17 protein-coding genes are annotated in these 14,880 nt (G+C 47.2%); all 17 read left to right on the top strand.

Features of this window, described 5'->3' with window-relative positions; all coding sequences use genetic code 11:
• The first annotated feature begins 1 nt into the window (after nt 1).
• The 17 genes from ACO59Y_RS06410 to ACO59Y_RS06330 are packed head-to-tail and all read left to right on the top strand — an operon-like array spanning nt 2 to nt 14,757.
• The gene (locus tag ACO59Y_RS06410) at nt 2-736 is read left to right on the top strand and encodes a beta-ketoacyl synthase chain length factor (protein WP_486131666.1); all 735 of its coding nucleotides are present in this window, start codon (nt 2-4) and stop codon (nt 734-736) included.
• On the top strand, nt 721-1,491 hold the full coding sequence (locus ACO59Y_RS06405) for a lysophospholipid acyltransferase family protein (protein WP_486131664.1): 771 nt from the start codon (nt 721-723) through the stop codon (nt 1,489-1,491). Before ACO59Y_RS06410 ends, ACO59Y_RS06405 begins: the two co-directional genes overlap by 16 nt.
• 2 nt (nt 1,492-1,493) lie before the next feature.
• Nucleotides 1,494-1,757, top strand: coding sequence for a phosphopantetheine-binding protein (locus ACO59Y_RS06400; RefSeq protein ID WP_486131662.1), 264 nt, complete (start codon nt 1,494-1,496; stop codon nt 1,755-1,757).
• A 1-nt stretch (nt 1,758) separates the two neighbouring features.
• Nucleotides 1,759-2,016, top strand: a complete 258-nt coding sequence (locus tag ACO59Y_RS06395) for an acyl carrier protein (protein WP_486131660.1) — start codon at nt 1,759-1,761, stop codon at nt 2,014-2,016.
• A complete protein-coding gene (locus ACO59Y_RS06390) occupies nt 2,013-3,680 on the top strand; it encodes an ApeI family dehydratase (RefSeq protein WP_486131728.1) in 1,668 nt (555 codons plus the stop codon). The genes ACO59Y_RS06395 and ACO59Y_RS06390 overlap by 4 nt, the downstream gene beginning before the upstream one ends.
• Nucleotides 3,681-4,217 (top strand): COG4648 family protein, encoded by a 537-nt coding sequence (locus tag ACO59Y_RS06385; RefSeq protein WP_486131658.1) that lies wholly within the window; start codon nt 3,681-3,683, stop codon nt 4,215-4,217.
• 3 nt (nt 4,218-4,220) lie between these two features.
• Nucleotides 4,221-5,537, top strand: coding sequence for an AMP-binding protein (locus ACO59Y_RS06380; RefSeq protein WP_486131656.1), 1,317 nt, complete (start codon nt 4,221-4,223; stop codon nt 5,535-5,537).
• The gene (locus ACO59Y_RS06375; RefSeq protein ID WP_486131654.1) at nt 5,518-6,246 is read left to right on the top strand and encodes a glycosyltransferase family 2 protein; all 729 of its coding nucleotides are present in this window, start codon (nt 5,518-5,520) and stop codon (nt 6,244-6,246) included. Before ACO59Y_RS06380 ends, ACO59Y_RS06375 begins: the two co-directional genes overlap by 20 nt.
• Nucleotides 6,246-7,169, top strand: coding sequence for a lysophospholipid acyltransferase family protein (locus ACO59Y_RS06370; protein WP_486131652.1), 924 nt, complete (start codon nt 6,246-6,248; stop codon nt 7,167-7,169). Before ACO59Y_RS06375 ends, ACO59Y_RS06370 begins: the two co-directional genes overlap by 1 nt.
• Nucleotides 7,166-7,606 (top strand): acyl-CoA thioesterase, encoded by a 441-nt coding sequence (locus ACO59Y_RS06365; protein WP_486131650.1) that lies wholly within the window; start codon nt 7,166-7,168, stop codon nt 7,604-7,606. The genes ACO59Y_RS06370 and ACO59Y_RS06365 overlap by 4 nt, the downstream gene beginning before the upstream one ends.
• 9 nt (nt 7,607-7,615) lie before the next feature.
• On the top strand, nt 7,616-8,209 hold the full coding sequence (locus ACO59Y_RS06360) for an outer membrane lipoprotein carrier protein LolA (RefSeq protein ID WP_486131648.1): 594 nt from the start codon (nt 7,616-7,618) through the stop codon (nt 8,207-8,209).
• A gap of 6 nt (nt 8,210-8,215) precedes the next feature.
• A complete protein-coding gene (locus ACO59Y_RS06355) occupies nt 8,216-10,513 on the top strand; it encodes an MMPL family transporter (protein WP_486131646.1) in 2,298 nt (765 codons plus the stop codon).
• Nucleotides 10,514-10,565: 52 nt separating this feature from the next.
• Complete coding sequence (locus ACO59Y_RS06350) at nt 10,566-11,045, top strand: hypothetical protein (RefSeq protein ID WP_486131644.1); 480 nt, start codon at nt 10,566-10,568, stop codon at nt 11,043-11,045.
• 8 nt (nt 11,046-11,053) lie between these two features.
• Nucleotides 11,054-12,274, top strand: a complete 1,221-nt coding sequence (locus tag ACO59Y_RS06345; protein ID WP_486131726.1) for a beta-ketoacyl-ACP synthase — start codon at nt 11,054-11,056, stop codon at nt 12,272-12,274.
• Entirely contained in the window at nt 12,267-12,725 is a 459-nt protein-coding gene (locus ACO59Y_RS06340; RefSeq protein WP_373603443.1) for a hotdog family protein, read from the top strand. The genes ACO59Y_RS06345 and ACO59Y_RS06340 overlap by 8 nt, the downstream gene beginning before the upstream one ends.
• Before the next feature lie 36 nt (nt 12,726-12,761).
• Nucleotides 12,762-13,490, top strand: coding sequence for a 3-oxoacyl-ACP reductase FabG (gene fabG / locus ACO59Y_RS06335; RefSeq protein WP_486131642.1), 729 nt, complete (start codon nt 12,762-12,764; stop codon nt 13,488-13,490).
• 22 nt (nt 13,491-13,512) lie between these two features.
• Nucleotides 13,513-14,757, top strand: coding sequence for a beta-ketoacyl-ACP synthase (locus ACO59Y_RS06330; protein ID WP_486131640.1), 1,245 nt, complete (start codon nt 13,513-13,515; stop codon nt 14,755-14,757).
• Nucleotides 14,758-14,880: the final 123 nt, after the last annotated feature.

Here is a 14,880-nt window from a genome sequence, read left to right as displayed (position 1 = left end):
TATGCCGATTTGCCAGTTTTCCTTTTCCATTAAACAATGGAAAATTGTTTGCGATAAATCATTAAGCGAAGCGGATTGGCTTAAAGGTAACGCTCATTGGCTGGCCAATCGGGAAAACTTCGAAGATTTCACACCGAAATTAGCTTTTTTACCGGCATTAAAACGTCGCCGTTTGAGTCATTCGGCGCGTTTGTTTTTTGAAGCAGCTTGGGATTTAGTAACCGAAAATCCGGATATTCCGGTGGTTTATGCATCGGCAAACAGTGAAATGGAGCGCAATTTTGCCCTTTGGCATTCGCTTTTGAGGGAAGGTGACGTTTCTCCCACCTCTTTTAGTCTTTCCGTGCATAATGCGTTGGTCGGCCAATGGTCGGAATTACGCCAAGTGAAATCGGAAACCACGTCGTTAATGGCGAATGGCGGTAATTTAGAAATTGCCTTATTGGAAGCGTATTTACAGCTTAATGAAGGCGTTGAGCAGGTGTTGGTTATTATCGCCGAAACACCGCTATCCTCAATGTATAACGCTGTTCCGGTGCATCGTTCTCCTTGGGGCTATGCTCTTGCTCTTGTGGTTGAAAAAGGCGAGCAATTTACTTTGACCTTAAACGAAAACGGACAAGGCAAATACACTCCGGACAGCGCTTTGGAGTGGGTGAGACAACAGTATTTGCAAGCGGTTGATTTTAATGTGAAAAATGCAAATGGAAGTACTTGGCAATGGCACCAAAACTAAACCGAATTGGTCGTTTCTTGGCAACCGCGTTGGCATTTTTCTTGTGGGCGATTGTTGGTGTGTTATTACAGCTCGTTTTACTTCCTTATGCTCAAAAAACTAAAAACGCAAGCTATGCCACACAGCTAAAAGTGCGTCGTTGGGTCGGTAAAATTTGGTTTTTCTTTGTGCGCTATCTTTCTTGGACCGGTGTGTTGCAGGTGTCGTATCAGGGCTTTGAACGACTCGGTAGAGCGGGCCAATTAGTGGTGGCCAATCATCCTTCATTAATTGATGTGGTGCTGATTTTAAGCCGAACGCCGAGTCTTAACTGTATCGTGAAAAAGGATTTATTAAAAAATCCGACAATGCGTAATCAAATTTTAGCTTGCGGTTTTTTACCCAATAGCGAATCTTTAGAACTGTTGGAACAAACCGATGCGGTGCTGCAACGCCAAGCCTTATTGCTTTTTCCTGAAGGCACTCGAACCGGTTGGGATAGTGTCGTGAAATTAAATCGGGGGGCGATTTCTATTGGTTTGCGCAGCGCACAAGTGATTACGCCGGTAGTGATAAAAATGTATCCATTAAGCCTCAAAAAAGGTGATCCTTGGTATAAAATTCCCAATCAAAAAATTCATTATGAATTGATTGTCGGAGAAGATATCAATCCGCAAGAATGGCTGCAAAAACAATCCATTCCGATGGCTTCCCGCCGTCTAACAAAATATTTAGAAGATTATTTTAATTCTCAGACCTTACAAAAGGATAACTAACCATGCAACTTGAACAACAATTAAAACAACTCATTATTGAGAGCTTGGCATTGGAAGATATTAGCCCGGCGGATATCGAAAATGACATGCCGCTATTTGCTGCCGATGGCTTGGGTTTAGATTCGGTGGATGCGTTGGAGTTAGGTCTTGCTGTGCAAAAAACCTTCGGTTTGCAATTAGACGGCGAACAGCAACAAGTCCGCCATTATTTTGAAAGTGTGAACACTTTAGCGGATTTCATTCGTTCTCAAAAAGGCGAGGCGTAAGATGACTGAACAAGAAATTCGCGATTTATTGGCCGATGCCTTGCATACGTTATTTGAAATTGAATCGGAGCGCATTAAGCCGGAAACTAATCTTTATGAAGAGCTGGAAATCGACAGTATCGATGCAATTGATTTAATTGATCACATTAAACGCAAAACCGGACATAAACTGCAAGCGGAAGATTTTCGTAATGTACGTACCGTGGATGATGTAGTGCAAGCGGTATTGAAAATTAGCCAAAACCGCCCGACCGTATAATGTTACCTTACTTAGAACATCATTTTATCGCCCAATCGCCCGCTTGGGCGTTTCGCGATTTTGAATATCGTGCCAAACAAATCGCTGCCGAATTGACACAACGTAAAATTCGGTCGATTTCCTTGTGGATGGAAGACGGCGCACAGCTCGCCTGCGTCTTATTAGGCGCGTGGTTCGTCGGTGTTCGCACGTTATTTCCGGCAAATGACACGCCGGAGAGTTTAGCCTGGGCGAATGAGAATGCGGATCTATGGATTACCGATCGCACCGATTTTCATCAGCCGAATAGCGTATTATTTAGCGAATTCGGTTTGCAGATTGAATGGCAAAAAGATTGGCAAAATCAACCGCTCTTTGATGTGCATAATCAAACTGAAATCTGGTTGAAAACCTCGGGCAGCACCGGCGAAGCCAAAACCATCGTCAAAACCGCCCGTCAATTATGGCTGGGTGCTTGTGCCTTGGCAGAAGCGCTGCCTTTTAACGACAGCAATGATATTCACACTATCAGTACCGTTAGCATACAACACGTATATGGGCTAACCGTGCATATTATGATGTCGTTGGTGAAAGGTTGGCAAATCGGCCGCATTCAACAATTTTATCCGGAATGTATTATGCGCGAAGCGGAACAGGCTCATCGCGCGATAATAGTCAGCAGTCCGGCGATGTTGTCCAGCATTGATTGGCAAAAGATGCCGATTTCAAGTCGTATTGAAGGCATTATTTCTTCCGGCGGCGCTTTGCCTGCGACGCTTTCTGACGAAATTCGCAGCCGAGTTCAGCATCCGTTGGTGGAAATTTACGGCAGTACGGAAACGGGTCCGATTGCAATACGTCAAGATAGCGGCTTATGGCGAATTTTGCCGAATAGCCGATTAGGCAGTGATGCGCAAGGTGCCCTTTGGATTGAAGCCGATTGGTTGGCTCGACGCGAACAAACCGCCGACGTGGTGGAGTTTGAAGCGAAGGGTTTCCGCCTTTTGGGGCGCGCGGATCGCATTGTAAAAATTGCCGACAAACGCATTGCTTTAGTTGGCGTCGAACAAGCTTTAATGCAACACCTTTGGGTAGAGGATTGTTACATCGCGCAGCACCCGCAAAAATCGCGCCTAGTGGCTTGGGTCGGTTTAACCGCGCAAGGTATTGAGCAATTTCGTGAAAAAGGACGTCGCGCGTTAATTCATCAACTCAAACAGGCATTAGAACAAATCCAAGAAAAGGCCGCCGTGCCGCGTTTTTGGCGTTTTACCGATAAATTACCGCGCAACAGCCAGTCGAAAATCAACAAAGCGGAATTTGAGCGTATTTGCGTGACCACTCAAACTGATGCCATTTGGTTAAATGCCGAGCAAACCGAAAATGGCCACCGCATTGAAGGTAAAGTGCCGTTGGATTTAGTATTTTTAACCGACCATTTTGCGGATTTCCCGTTAGTGCCGGGGGTGGTGGAATTACAATGGATTACCGATCAGATTAGCGAATTTTTGGGTTTTGCTCCGACGATTGCACGTTTTGAACAACTAAAATTCCAAAAATTCTTACGGCCGGCGGATCGATTCCAAATTCAATTACAATGGGATGCGGTTAAACAACGGATAAAGTTTCAATTGCTCACCGAGCGTGAAGTTTGTTGTAGCGGTTTTGCACTGATGGAGCGCTAGGTGACGATTCTGCTCAATGCGGTGCTGATGCTGGCCACCATTGCATATCCGCTCGGTTATCTGCTCGGTGAACAACAACAGTTAGTGCAACTGCCTTATGTGCTGGCGATATTATGGGCGCTAAAAGCCTTCCATCAACAAGCCTCAAAACGCTATTTTTCTTGCCTAATGGCGATAATTCTCACGCTAGTCGGTTGGTATAAACAAACAGATGCGATGTATTGGTATCCGGTGTTGATGAACGCCTTAATGCTGAGTCTTTTCGGCGGCAGCTTGTTTACCAAACAATCCTTCGTCGAACGACTCGCTCGTTTACAAGAACCACAATTATCAAATCGCGCCGTCTTTTACACGCGTCGGGTGACCGAAGTTTGGTGCGGCGTTTTTATTTTTAATATTATCGTTTCCACCGGTTTAATTTTATTCGGTCGTTATGATGATTGGGCCTGGTACACCGGTGTTTGGTCTTATCTATTGATGGCATCAGTTATGTCGGTTGAATGGCTGGTTCGCCGACAAGTACAACAACGGAAATAAACTATGAATCTTCCATTTCAAGCGACGTCATTAATCGCACGCAATCCGCAGTGGACGTGTCAAGACTTCGCGCATCGTTGTCGACAAATCAGTCAACAATTGCGCCAAGCACATATTCAAACGGTTGCCTTTTGGTTTGATGATGCGGCGTATTTTGCCTGTGCGATGCTTGCTTGTTTTGAGGCTGATGTCAAAATTTTATTGCCGCCGAATTTACTGGAAGAAAATCGCCGATGGATTGAAGAAAATGCCGATTTTTTATTTGATGATGCTCTTTTTGAAACCTACGGCATCACACAAACTGTAGCGAATCCCGAGTTACGCATCGACAAAACCAGTCAAACCGAAATTTGGTTGAAAACGTCCGGTAGCAGCGGGCAGCCGAAAATCATGAAAAAAACGGCGGAAAAAATGTGGCAAGAATCCGATGCTATTAGTCGTTCGTTAGCTATTCCGTCCGATAATAATATCCATGTAGTTTCCAGCGTATCGACGCAACACCATTACGGCTTATCCTATCGAGTGATGTTGCCGTTGACGATGGGTTGGTCAATTGCCCGTAAACAACTGCCTTACCCCGAGTACCTTATTGCGGAAAGTTTATCTGTTCCGCGTAGTATTTGGATTAGCAGTCCGGCCTTGTTGACTCATTTGAATTTATCCGATCCCGCGTTACATCGATGTCAAATTGTCGCTATTTTGTCTTCCGGCGGCATGTTACCCGAGACCACGGCAAAAGCGATGCGTGCGCAATTAAACACAAAAATCATTGAAGGTTACGGTAGTACGGAAACCGGCGTGATTGCTTTTCGCGAGCAGCCCGGTTTATGGACACCGACGCCGGTGACGCGTTTAGGCGTAAATGAGCAAGGCGCATTATGGGTGGAATCGCCTTGGCTGGAGCAGCGGGAACAAACTGCCGATGCGGTAGAAATTTCAGGAGCGCAATTTCATTTATTGGGACGAATCGACCGAATTGTGAAATTCGGCGACAAGCGCATTTCGCTGGTAAAAATTGAACAAGATATATTGAAACATCCTTGGGTGCTCGACGCTTATGTCGCGCAACACCCTAAGTATCCCCGACCGGCTGCATGGCTAGCCTTGAGCGAGGAAGGTATAAGCGCATATCGTCGCATAGGCCGTCAAGCGATAGTGCAACGACTACGCCACGATTTAAGCGAAAGCCAAGAACATTCCGCTTTACCGCGTTATTGGCGCTTTACCCGCGCCTTGCCGCGTAATAGTCAATCAAAAATCAGCCGCGCAGATTTCGAGCAAATATTTTTGAATCAAAAAGATGAGTCATTTTATGTTTAACCCGGTTGCCGTTATTCCTCATTACAATCATTCTGCAACCCTCGGCGCCGTGCTCGCCGAACTGCACCGCATTGGATTGCCCGTGTTAGTGATTGATGACGGTTCAACCGAATTACATCGCCAAGTGCTTCAGACTTTTGCGCAAGAAGGCGTAAAAATTTATTACTGTACACCAAATCAAGGGAAAGGCGGGGCGATGAAAGCGGGGTTGTTATTGGCGGCAGAACAAGGGTTTACGCATGCTTTGCAAGTAGACGCAGACGGGCAGCATAACCTGGCCGACTGTCCCGCAATGCTGGCGAAATCTCAAGAAAATCCGGCCGCGTTAATTTGTGGTCGTCCGATTTATGGTGACGATGCCCCGAAAGCGCGTTTATACGGGCGTAAAATCACCGACTTTTGGAACGCCGTGCACACCCATTCATTTGATATTAAAGACGGTATGTGCGGTTTTCGGATTTATCCGCTAGCGACGATCGCCCCGTTAATTCGACGGGAATTTTTGGGCGATCGAATGGATTTCGATATCGAAATTCTCGTGAAAGCCCACTGGCACCGCATTGAATTTATTTGGCTCGACACCCGAATCCGTTATGCACAAGACGGCGTGTCGCACTTTCGTAGCTTGGCCGATAATTGGTTGATTAGCAAAATGCACGCGCGTTTATTTTTCGCTATGTTAAAACGTTTTCTCATGGGAAAAATGTAATGAAATCGACCCATTGGGCAAAGCAAGCGGAACGCGGCAACGCCTTTTTTTTAGAGCTCACACGGCTCATTGTGAAATATGGCCCGCTTTGGTTAATTAAACCGATAAGCGTCATCGTGGTGAGTTATTTTTACCTCACGAGCGCAAAAGCGCGACGCAATATTCGCGCCTATCAAACCCGTTTACGACGCTATTATCCGACACTAAATCTTCCGCACGCTTCCGTCTTTCGTCAATTTTTACGATTCGGCGAAATGGTTTGCGATAACTTTGCCGTGTGGCAACATAAAATTCATTACGATGATCTCACCATTGACGATAAAGATAATTTATTTGCCGATATGGATCGCGACGGTCGTGGACAAATTTTAGTTTGTTCGCATTTTGGCAATATCGAAATTTGCCGTGCCTTGCTCGATAACGGGCCGCATCAGGCTTTTAAATTGAATGTGTTGGTGCATAGTCGTAATGCTGAAGCGTTTAATCAAGCGCTGACGGCAGCGGGGGCGAATACGTTGTCATTAATGCAAGTGGAAGACTTGGACGCGCAAAAAATGCTCACTCTCTCGCAACGTTTGGAACAAGGCGAATGGATTGCCATTGCCGTCGATCGTGTCCCGTTACGCGGTGATAAAACCGCATTGGTGAATTTTTTAGGCGATGTGGCGGAATTTCCACAAGGTGCCTGGTTGCTGGCAAGTATTCTCAAAGCACCGATCAATACGCTATTTTGTTTAAAAGAACACGGCCGTTACCGAATGAAATTGCGCCGTTTTGTGCCTTGTATTGAAGGACGCGGTGCCCAACGCGAGCAAGCGATTCTAACCGTGATGCAACAATATGCCGATATTCTTGCGCAAGAATGCGCGGAAAATCCGCTACTTTGGTTTAATTTTTATAACTTCTGGAATGATCAAGAATGAAAAAACATGCTTATTGTCGTCACAGTTCCGTTCATAAAATTCAATTTTTTGACGTAGACTCCATGGACATTATGTGGCACGGCCATTATGTCAAATACCTTGAAATGGCGCGTTGCGCATTTCTTGAAGAAATTGGTTACACCTACGACGTAATGAAAAAACAAGGTTTCGGCTGGCCGATCGTACAGCTTAATATCAAATACATACAACCCGCCTTGTTTCGTCAACGTATTCGTATTGATCTTGCAGTGGTCGAATATGAAAGCTGTTTGCGCATTGATTATCTGATTTTTGATGCCGAAAGCGGTCAAAAACTCACCTCGGCCAGTACGACGCAGGTTGCAGTCAGCATTGCCACGCGCGAAACGCAATGGCAAACACCGCCTTGTTGGCGGCAAGTGGTCGAAAACCATGCGAGTTTTAGCAAAGAAGATTAAGGAAAAACAATGCGTATTTTATTGATGATTGGCGGTTTTTTGTTCAGCGCTTTTACTTGGGCGTTCTCCGAAGCTGAGTTGGTACAACAACTGCAACAACCGCAAAACGTGCAAGGTCGGTTCGTACAACAGCGTTTCTTAAAATCTCTTGCCGCTCCGATTACTCTGCAAGGACAATTTACCTTAGTGGCGAAAAAGGGCCTGCTTTGGCAATTAGAAAAACCCTTTGCCAACCAACTGCGTGTTAAACCGGACGGCATCACGCAATGGAATGGCAAGCAATGGACGGGCAATCAAAAACCGGGGCAAAGCGAGCAAATTGGTTTATTCTTGGGGTTGTTGTCCGGCAATATCGATGGGTTGAAATCTCAATTTGACATGAAATTATCGGGCAATGCACAAAATTGGAAATTGATGCTCACACCGAACAGTTTATTGATGAAGCAAATTTTCACCTCTATCGAAATTGAAGGCGACCAAACCGCCAAACGCCTACAGCTCAATGAAGTGCAAGGCGACCGCACACAAATTGATTTTCAGCAGATTCGACTAAATCAGCCACTGTCGGCGTTTGCACAATCCGCTCTTGAATCGGCTGACTAAAACACCATGAAAAAAACGATCGCGTTTTTCTCCGCTTATCAAATTTGGGGTTACGCCCTCTTTCTGGTATTCACCGTTGCGCTGTTAGCCGGTTTTTTGCACCAAGGCGAATGGTTGCAAACGGACTTACGCACGTTATTGCCTTCCCAGCAAGGCGTCAATGCGGTGCTCATTGAGGCAGACAAACGGCAAGAACAGCAATTAAATCGCCAACTGATCGCATTAGTCGGTCATACTGACCCTGAACAAGCTTTTACGTTGGCAGAAGAAACAGCGCAAGTTTGGCAAACAAGCGGTGATTTTGCACAAGTAAATGCACACATTCAGCCTGATTTAAATCAGCTTCGTCAAGAAATTCAGCAATTGGCTTGGGCGACTTTGCCCGAACACATTCAAGAACAATTGTTGCGACGTCCCGCCGAGTATTTTCAACACTATGCACAGCAATTAGCCAACCCTTTTGAACAGACCAATTTATTGCCTTTGGAACAAGATTGGTTGGGCTTCGGGCGCTTTGCAATAAACCGTGCACAAATCGGGCGGCTTCAATGGAATGCGACAAACGGGATGTTGTCGGTAACACAAGACGGGCTCACTTGGGTTCTGTTGCGTGGCGAATTAAATGCGCAAACTTGGCTTAATCCCGCGGCTAAATTAACCACGTTGTTAGAGCAAAATCGTCGCCAATTGGAAGCCCGAGAAGCGCACTTTCTTGTGGCCGGCAATGCATTATTTGCCGCTGACGCCAAACAAAAAGCAGAGCGCGAAAGCACATTAATGAGCCTGTCGGGCATTAGTTTGACGCTATTGCTTTTGTGGCGCGTTTTTCGTACTTGGCGGATTTTGTGGTTGTTTTTGCCGATCGTCGTCGGAATGGCAGCGGGCATCGCCGCTACATTATTGGTATTTCGGCATATTCATATTCTGACGATTGTAGTTGGTACCAGTTTGGTCGGGGTGTTGATTGACTTTCCGTTGCATTGGTTCGCCGGCTCGTTATTTAGAGCGAACTGGCAAGCACGCCCCGCCATGGCAAAATTGCGTTTTACTTTTACCATGAGTTTATTGGTGACATTGCTCGGTTATGGTTTACTGGCATTTACCGACTTACCGGTGTTAAAACAAACGGCGCTATTTTCTGCAGTAGCATTAATCGCCGCCGTGTGGACTACACAACTTCTTCTGCCGTTTTTAATCGGCTCTTATCAAGTCGCGAATCGGTTGGTAGATCGCAAAGGTTACAACAAGGTGCGCGCAATATTTGAAAAATTTGCGGCGTTTCAAGGTAATCGCGGGTTTGCCGTTTTATTGCTTTGTTTTACGGCGGTCGGGATTTATCGTTCACAATGGCAGGATGATATTCGCTCGTGGGTTTCCATGCCGAAAACGATGTTGGAGGAAATGCGCCAAATTGGCCAACTGACAGGCTTTGACTGGGGCGCGCAAGCGTTTTTAATTTGTGCCGAAAATGATGACGAGTTGTTGGAAAAGAGCACCGCATTGGCGGCGGATTTGACCGCGCGAGGTGTGAATATTCAAGCGTTAAGTCAATGGTTTGTCACGCCGCAACGGCAACAAACGCTTGCCCGCCAAATTTCGGCGACGATTCGACCGGCGGATTATGCGCCGTTAACCAAATTGGGCATCCCGCAATATGCCGTCGTAGAGAGTTTACGTATGTTGGCAGAACAACCGCCGCTTAGCTTGCAAGCGGCATTATCCACAACATTGGGGCAGGCTTGGCGGCCTTATTATTTAGGTCGATTGAGCGAAACGCAGGTTGCCGGCTTGGTCAAAGTAAAAGAGGCAGACAGCGCGGAAATGGCAAAATTGGCAAATCAGCAAGATATTTTCTGGCTTGATAAACGCGCGTCACTCAACCACGGTTTCCAAATGACGCGTAATCAAGCGGCGTGGTTAAAAGTACTGTCTTTTGTATTGGCGGCATTGTTGTTGCGTAAATGGTTTAACGGCAAAACGACTTTGCGTTTATTGCTCGTACCTTGTGTCGCGATTGTGCTGACGGTTGCGCTGTGCGGTTGGATTGGTTTACCAATCGGCTTGTTTTCAATGTTCGGCTTATTGTTGGTTTCCGCTATCGGTATCGACTATGCGGTGTATATGCAAACGGTACGGGCAGCCCGTTTCGAAAAACAATTTACACTGTTTTTAGCGGCGACCACCACGCTGATTTCCTTTGCATTACTGGGTATGAGTTCGACGCCGGCAGTGGCCGGATTCGGCTTAACGGTAACTTTAGGCGTGCTACTAAGCATGTTGTGCAGCGCAAAATTTATCCGTTGATCTAGATAAGGCTAATCGCTAGAATTCACTGCATTTTTTTCTCGGAGAAACGATGAAAAAATTATTTTTGCTGTTGGCGCTAGCGCTTTGTTTAAGCGCATGTACGAGTTTCCCAACGATCACGCAATTGCCACAACAACAAGTAGCAAGCAAGACCTTCAAAGTGGAGCGGCGGCAGAATCAAACCCTTTATCAAACTAGCTTGTTGACCGTGCAATTTATGCCGAATCAATGGCGTTGGGTGCAAACCGAGCCTTTAGGTTCGCCGCTGGCTCGGTTGTTGCTTACTCCGCAAGGTTGGCAAAATGACGGTTTCGTTATGCCGAATAGCCAGGCTCAATGGCTCTTTTTGGCGCTTGCCTATGAATTTTCGCCACCGCTTCGTGCCGATCTTATTGAGGTTCAACAGACATCGCAAAATAAAATTTATCGCCGCCGAGGCGAGTGGCTGTGGACGACTCGCGCGCTTACCGAACAATGGGAAATCGTCTTAGCAGATGGCAGCGAGTGGCATATCGAGAGATTGAATTAGAGGATTACGTGCAATTATTTTTAACTAAACCCGCCATTGTTAGCAGTTTAGGCGAAGGTCTTGAGCATCACATCAAGGCGTTGCTAAATGAAGTTGAATCACCTCTTTATGCGTCGGATAAACTCTTCCGAGAAAGCGGTTTAAAAGATAAATCCGCGATGGTCGGTGAAGTGGCGTTGTCGTTGCGCCCGTTCCCCGACGATTTGCCGAGAGCGCACCGAAGCCGCAATAACCAATTGTTATGGCATGGTCTGGTGCAAATTGAGGACCGCATTGAACGGGCGATTCGACGCTTCGGTAAACAACGGGTGGCAGTGGTGATTGGCACTTCCACTACCGGGGTGGATGAAAACTTGCCGGTATTTCAATATGCCGCACGACACAATGATTGGTCGGGCGTTCCGTTTAATCAGCAACAACAATACTTTTCCGCCGCTGCGGATTTCATCGCGTATCAATACGGTTTATCGGGCATTTGCTACGGCATTTCCACTGCTTGCACTTCGGGTGCTAAAGCCTTAATCAGCGCCGCACGGTTATTGAAGGCAAATTTGTGCGACGCGGTGATTTGTGGCGGTGTAGATACGCTTTCTTTACTCACGTTGGTCGGTTTTCATTCGTTGTCCGTGTTATCGACGCAACCAACCAACCCGTTCTCCGCCAATCGCAACGGCATTAATTTAGGCGAAGGCGCCGCTGTTTTCGTGATGAGCAGAGAAGCCTTGGATGAATCTTCTGTTGCGCTGTTGGGGTACGGCACCAGCAGCGATGCCTATCATATGTCGTCGCCGCATCCGGCGGGCGAAGGTGCGATCTCGGCTTTTAGCACCGCATTTAAATCAGCCAAATTGACCGCCGACCAAATCGGCTGGATTAATTTGCACGGCACCGGCACTTTCCATAACGACCAAATGGAAGCCATCGCAGTAAAACATATTTTCGGTTCGCAAACACCTTGTAGCACAACCAAACCTTATACCGGACACACCTTGGGGGCGGCTGGAGCGATTGAGGCAGCGATTTTATGGGGGGTAATTGCTCCGCAAACCAATCCGTCAGGCAAATTACCTGCGCAACGCTGGGACAATCAAGCCGATGAGGTTACCGCACAAATTCATTTAACGAGTCGAAACGATTACTGGCCGTACGGGCACCGCATTGGCGCTAGCAGTTCTTTTGCTTTTGGCGGCAATAATACGGTACTGATTTTAGGAGAAGCCGATGATTGATTTAACTTGTCCAATAACCGAAGTCGCCGCGTTAATTCCGCATAGTGGAGAAATGGTGTTGTTAGACGCGATCACGGAAGTTGATGGCGAACATTTGATTGCCGAAACTTATCTGCGCGCTGATAATTTATTGGTCCGTAACGGGCAACTTTCCACCTTTATGGGCGCGGAAATTCTCGCGCAAGGCATTGCTGCTTGGGCGGGTTATCAATGCGTGCGGGCCGGCAAGCCGATTGGCTTGGGTTATTGGCTTGGTTCGCGTCGTTTAACGCAACATCAGCCGTTTATTCCGGTTGGCACGGCATTACGAATTCGCGTGAAATTATCCATTGAAGACGCTTCCGGATTCGGTGTGTTTGATTGTGAACTGGTCGAAGCCGAAAGTGGTAACGTGCTGTTAGACGGCGCATTAAATGTATTTCGTCCTCGGCATAGCGAAGAACAAGCGTAAATTTGACGGCACTTTTTAGAAAATTTGAGAAAGAAGATGAAGCAAACCATTTTAATTACAGGTTCCAGCCGAGGTATCGGCAAAGCCATTGCCTTACGTTTGGCACAAGCGGGATTTGATATTGTGGTGCATTGTCGCAACCGCGCGGTAGAAGCGGAAGCGGTGGCTCAGGCGGTACGCGAACTAGGGCAAAATGCCCGCGTGTTACAGTTTGATGTAAGTAATCGCGTCGAGACGGCGGAAAAACTGATTGCCGATGTGGAAGCCAACGGCGCGTATTACGGAGTGGTGTTAAACGCCGGTCTAACCCGCGATAACGCCTTTCCGGCGTTAACGGATGAGGATTGGGACAAGGTACTGCGGACCAATCTGGATGGTTTTTATAATGTGTTACACCCGATTATGATGCCGATGATTCGTCGTCGCAAAGCGGGACGCATTGTGTGTATTACCTCCGTATCGGGCTTAATCGGCAATCGCGGTCAAGTCAATTACAGCGCCTCCAAAGCGGGTATTATCGGCGCCGCGAAAGCGCTGGCGGTGGAATTGGCGAAGCGTAAAATCACTGTTAATTGTGTGGCGCCCGGCTTAATTGACACGGATATTCTGGATGAAAATGTACCTATTGATGAAATTCTGAAAATGATTCCCGCCGGGCGTATGGGTGATCCGGAAGAAGTCGCGCACGCCGTAAATTTTCTGATGGACGAAAAAGCCGCATATATTACCCGCCAAGTGATCGCCGTAAACGGCGGTTTGTGTTAAATAAGCAAAGAGACGAATTAACATGAAACGAGTTGTGATCACCGGCATCGGTGCAGTGACTGCCTTCGGTAAAGAATGGCGGGACATCCAAGCGGCTTTTCGACGTAAGCAAAACGCCGTGCAGGCCAAAGCGGATTGGGCGACGCGCTATCCTGAGCTGGAAGCCCGTTTAGGCGCGGAAATTTTCGATTATCAGCCGCCGGCACATTGGAATCGTAAACAATTACGCAGCCTCGGGCGGGTGTCGCAATTTGCCGTGGAAGCCGCCGAACGCGCGTTAGCCGATGCCGGGTTATTGGATGAAAACGGTGAAATCCAGGCTTATTTGAAAGATGGCCGAATGGGCGTTGCCTGTGGTTCTTCCACCGGTTCCACCAACGATATTAAAGATGCCGCCGAACTACTGATGACCGGTAAATCCGACGGCTTTAACGCCAACACCTATGTGCGCATGATGCCACACACCACCGCCGCCAATATTGGTATTTTCTTTGGTTTAACAGGGCGTATTATTCCTACTTCCAGCGCCTGTTCTTCCGGCAGCCAAGGTATCGGTTATGCTTACGAATCGATTAAATACGGCTTAATTCCGATGATGCTTGCCGGTGGTGCCGAGGAATTTTGTCCGTCGGAAGTGTATGTGTTTGATTCTCTTTATGCGGCAAGCCGTAATGTCAATCAGCCAAAACAAACCCCGCGTCCTTACGACAGAGATCGTGATGGTTTGGTGATCGGTGAAGGTGCCGGAATTTTCGTGTTGGAAGAACTGGAACATGCCCTCGCGCGCAATGCCAATATTATCGCAGAAGTGGTGGGCTATGGTGCCAACAGTGACGGCGCGCATGTTACTCGCCCGCAAAAGGACACCATGCAACGTTGCATGGAATTGGCGTTAAAAGATGCGAATTTATCGCCACAAAAAATTGGTTATGTGAACGGACATGGCACGGCGACGGAGCAAGGCGATATTGCGGAAACCCTCGCCACCGAAGCAGTGTTCGGCAAGATTCCGTTAAGCTCGCAAAAAAGTTATTTAGGCCATACGCTCGGGGCATGCGGTGCATTGGAATCCTGGTTTTCTATTGAAATGATGCGTGATGGTTGGTTTGCACCGACCATTAATCTGGATAACATTGACGAACGTTGCGGTAAACTGGACTACATCCAAGGCGACGGACGCTATATTGACACGGATTATGTGATGAATAACAACTTTGCCTTCGGTGGCGTGAATACCTCGTTGATTTTTAAGCGTTGGCAGGGATAAAAATAAAATCGGCGGTAGGACGCGGAAATTAGGTTTGCTGACCTCGAGCCATGCGTAATTTCAACCGGGTTTACCGTTCGTTCATCCAAAACAGCACCGCATTGAAGCCATTTCAATGCGGTG

It is taken from the genome of Rodentibacter sp. (genome assembly GCF_057314195.1).
Note: the sequence above shows the minus strand (reverse complement) of the source record. Positions and strands in the feature narration are given on the sequence as shown.

What these genes read in the sequence shown, in the direction of transcription:
- ACO59Y_RS06360 (WP_486131648.1), top strand. Translation starts at nt 7,616, where the DNA reads ATGCGTATTTTATTGATGATTGGCGGTTTTTTGTTCAGCGCTTTTACT.
- ACO59Y_RS06380 (WP_486131656.1), top strand. Translation starts at nt 4,221, where the DNA reads ATGAATCTTCCATTTCAAGCGACGTCATTAATCGCACGCAATCCGCAG.
- ACO59Y_RS06405 (WP_486131664.1), top strand. Translation starts at nt 721, where the DNA reads ATGGCACCAAAACTAAACCGAATTGGTCGTTTCTTGGCAACCGCGTTG.
- ACO59Y_RS06350 (WP_486131644.1), top strand. Translation starts at nt 10,566, where the DNA reads ATGAAAAAATTATTTTTGCTGTTGGCGCTAGCGCTTTGTTTAAGCGCA.
- ACO59Y_RS06355 (WP_486131646.1), top strand. Translation starts at nt 8,216, where the DNA reads ATGAAAAAAACGATCGCGTTTTTCTCCGCTTATCAAATTTGGGGTTAC.
- ACO59Y_RS06330 (WP_486131640.1), top strand. Translation starts at nt 13,513, where the DNA reads ATGAAACGAGTTGTGATCACCGGCATCGGTGCAGTGACTGCCTTCGGT.
- ACO59Y_RS06400 (WP_486131662.1), top strand. Translation starts at nt 1,494, where the DNA reads ATGCAACTTGAACAACAATTAAAACAACTCATTATTGAGAGCTTGGCA.
- ACO59Y_RS06395 (WP_486131660.1), top strand. Translation starts at nt 1,759, where the DNA reads ATGACTGAACAAGAAATTCGCGATTTATTGGCCGATGCCTTGCATACG.
- ACO59Y_RS06410 (WP_486131666.1), top strand. Translation starts at nt 2, where the DNA reads ATGCCGATTTGCCAGTTTTCCTTTTCCATTAAACAATGGAAAATTGTT.
- fabG (WP_486131642.1), top strand. Translation starts at nt 12,762, where the DNA reads ATGAAGCAAACCATTTTAATTACAGGTTCCAGCCGAGGTATCGGCAAA.
- ACO59Y_RS06365 (WP_486131650.1), top strand. Translation starts at nt 7,166, where the DNA reads ATGAAAAAACATGCTTATTGTCGTCACAGTTCCGTTCATAAAATTCAA.
- ACO59Y_RS06340 (WP_373603443.1), top strand. Translation starts at nt 12,267, where the DNA reads ATGATTGATTTAACTTGTCCAATAACCGAAGTCGCCGCGTTAATTCCG.
- ACO59Y_RS06375 (WP_486131654.1), top strand. Translation starts at nt 5,518, where the DNA reads ATGAGTCATTTTATGTTTAACCCGGTTGCCGTTATTCCTCATTACAAT.
- ACO59Y_RS06370 (WP_486131652.1), top strand. Translation starts at nt 6,246, where the DNA reads ATGAAATCGACCCATTGGGCAAAGCAAGCGGAACGCGGCAACGCCTTT.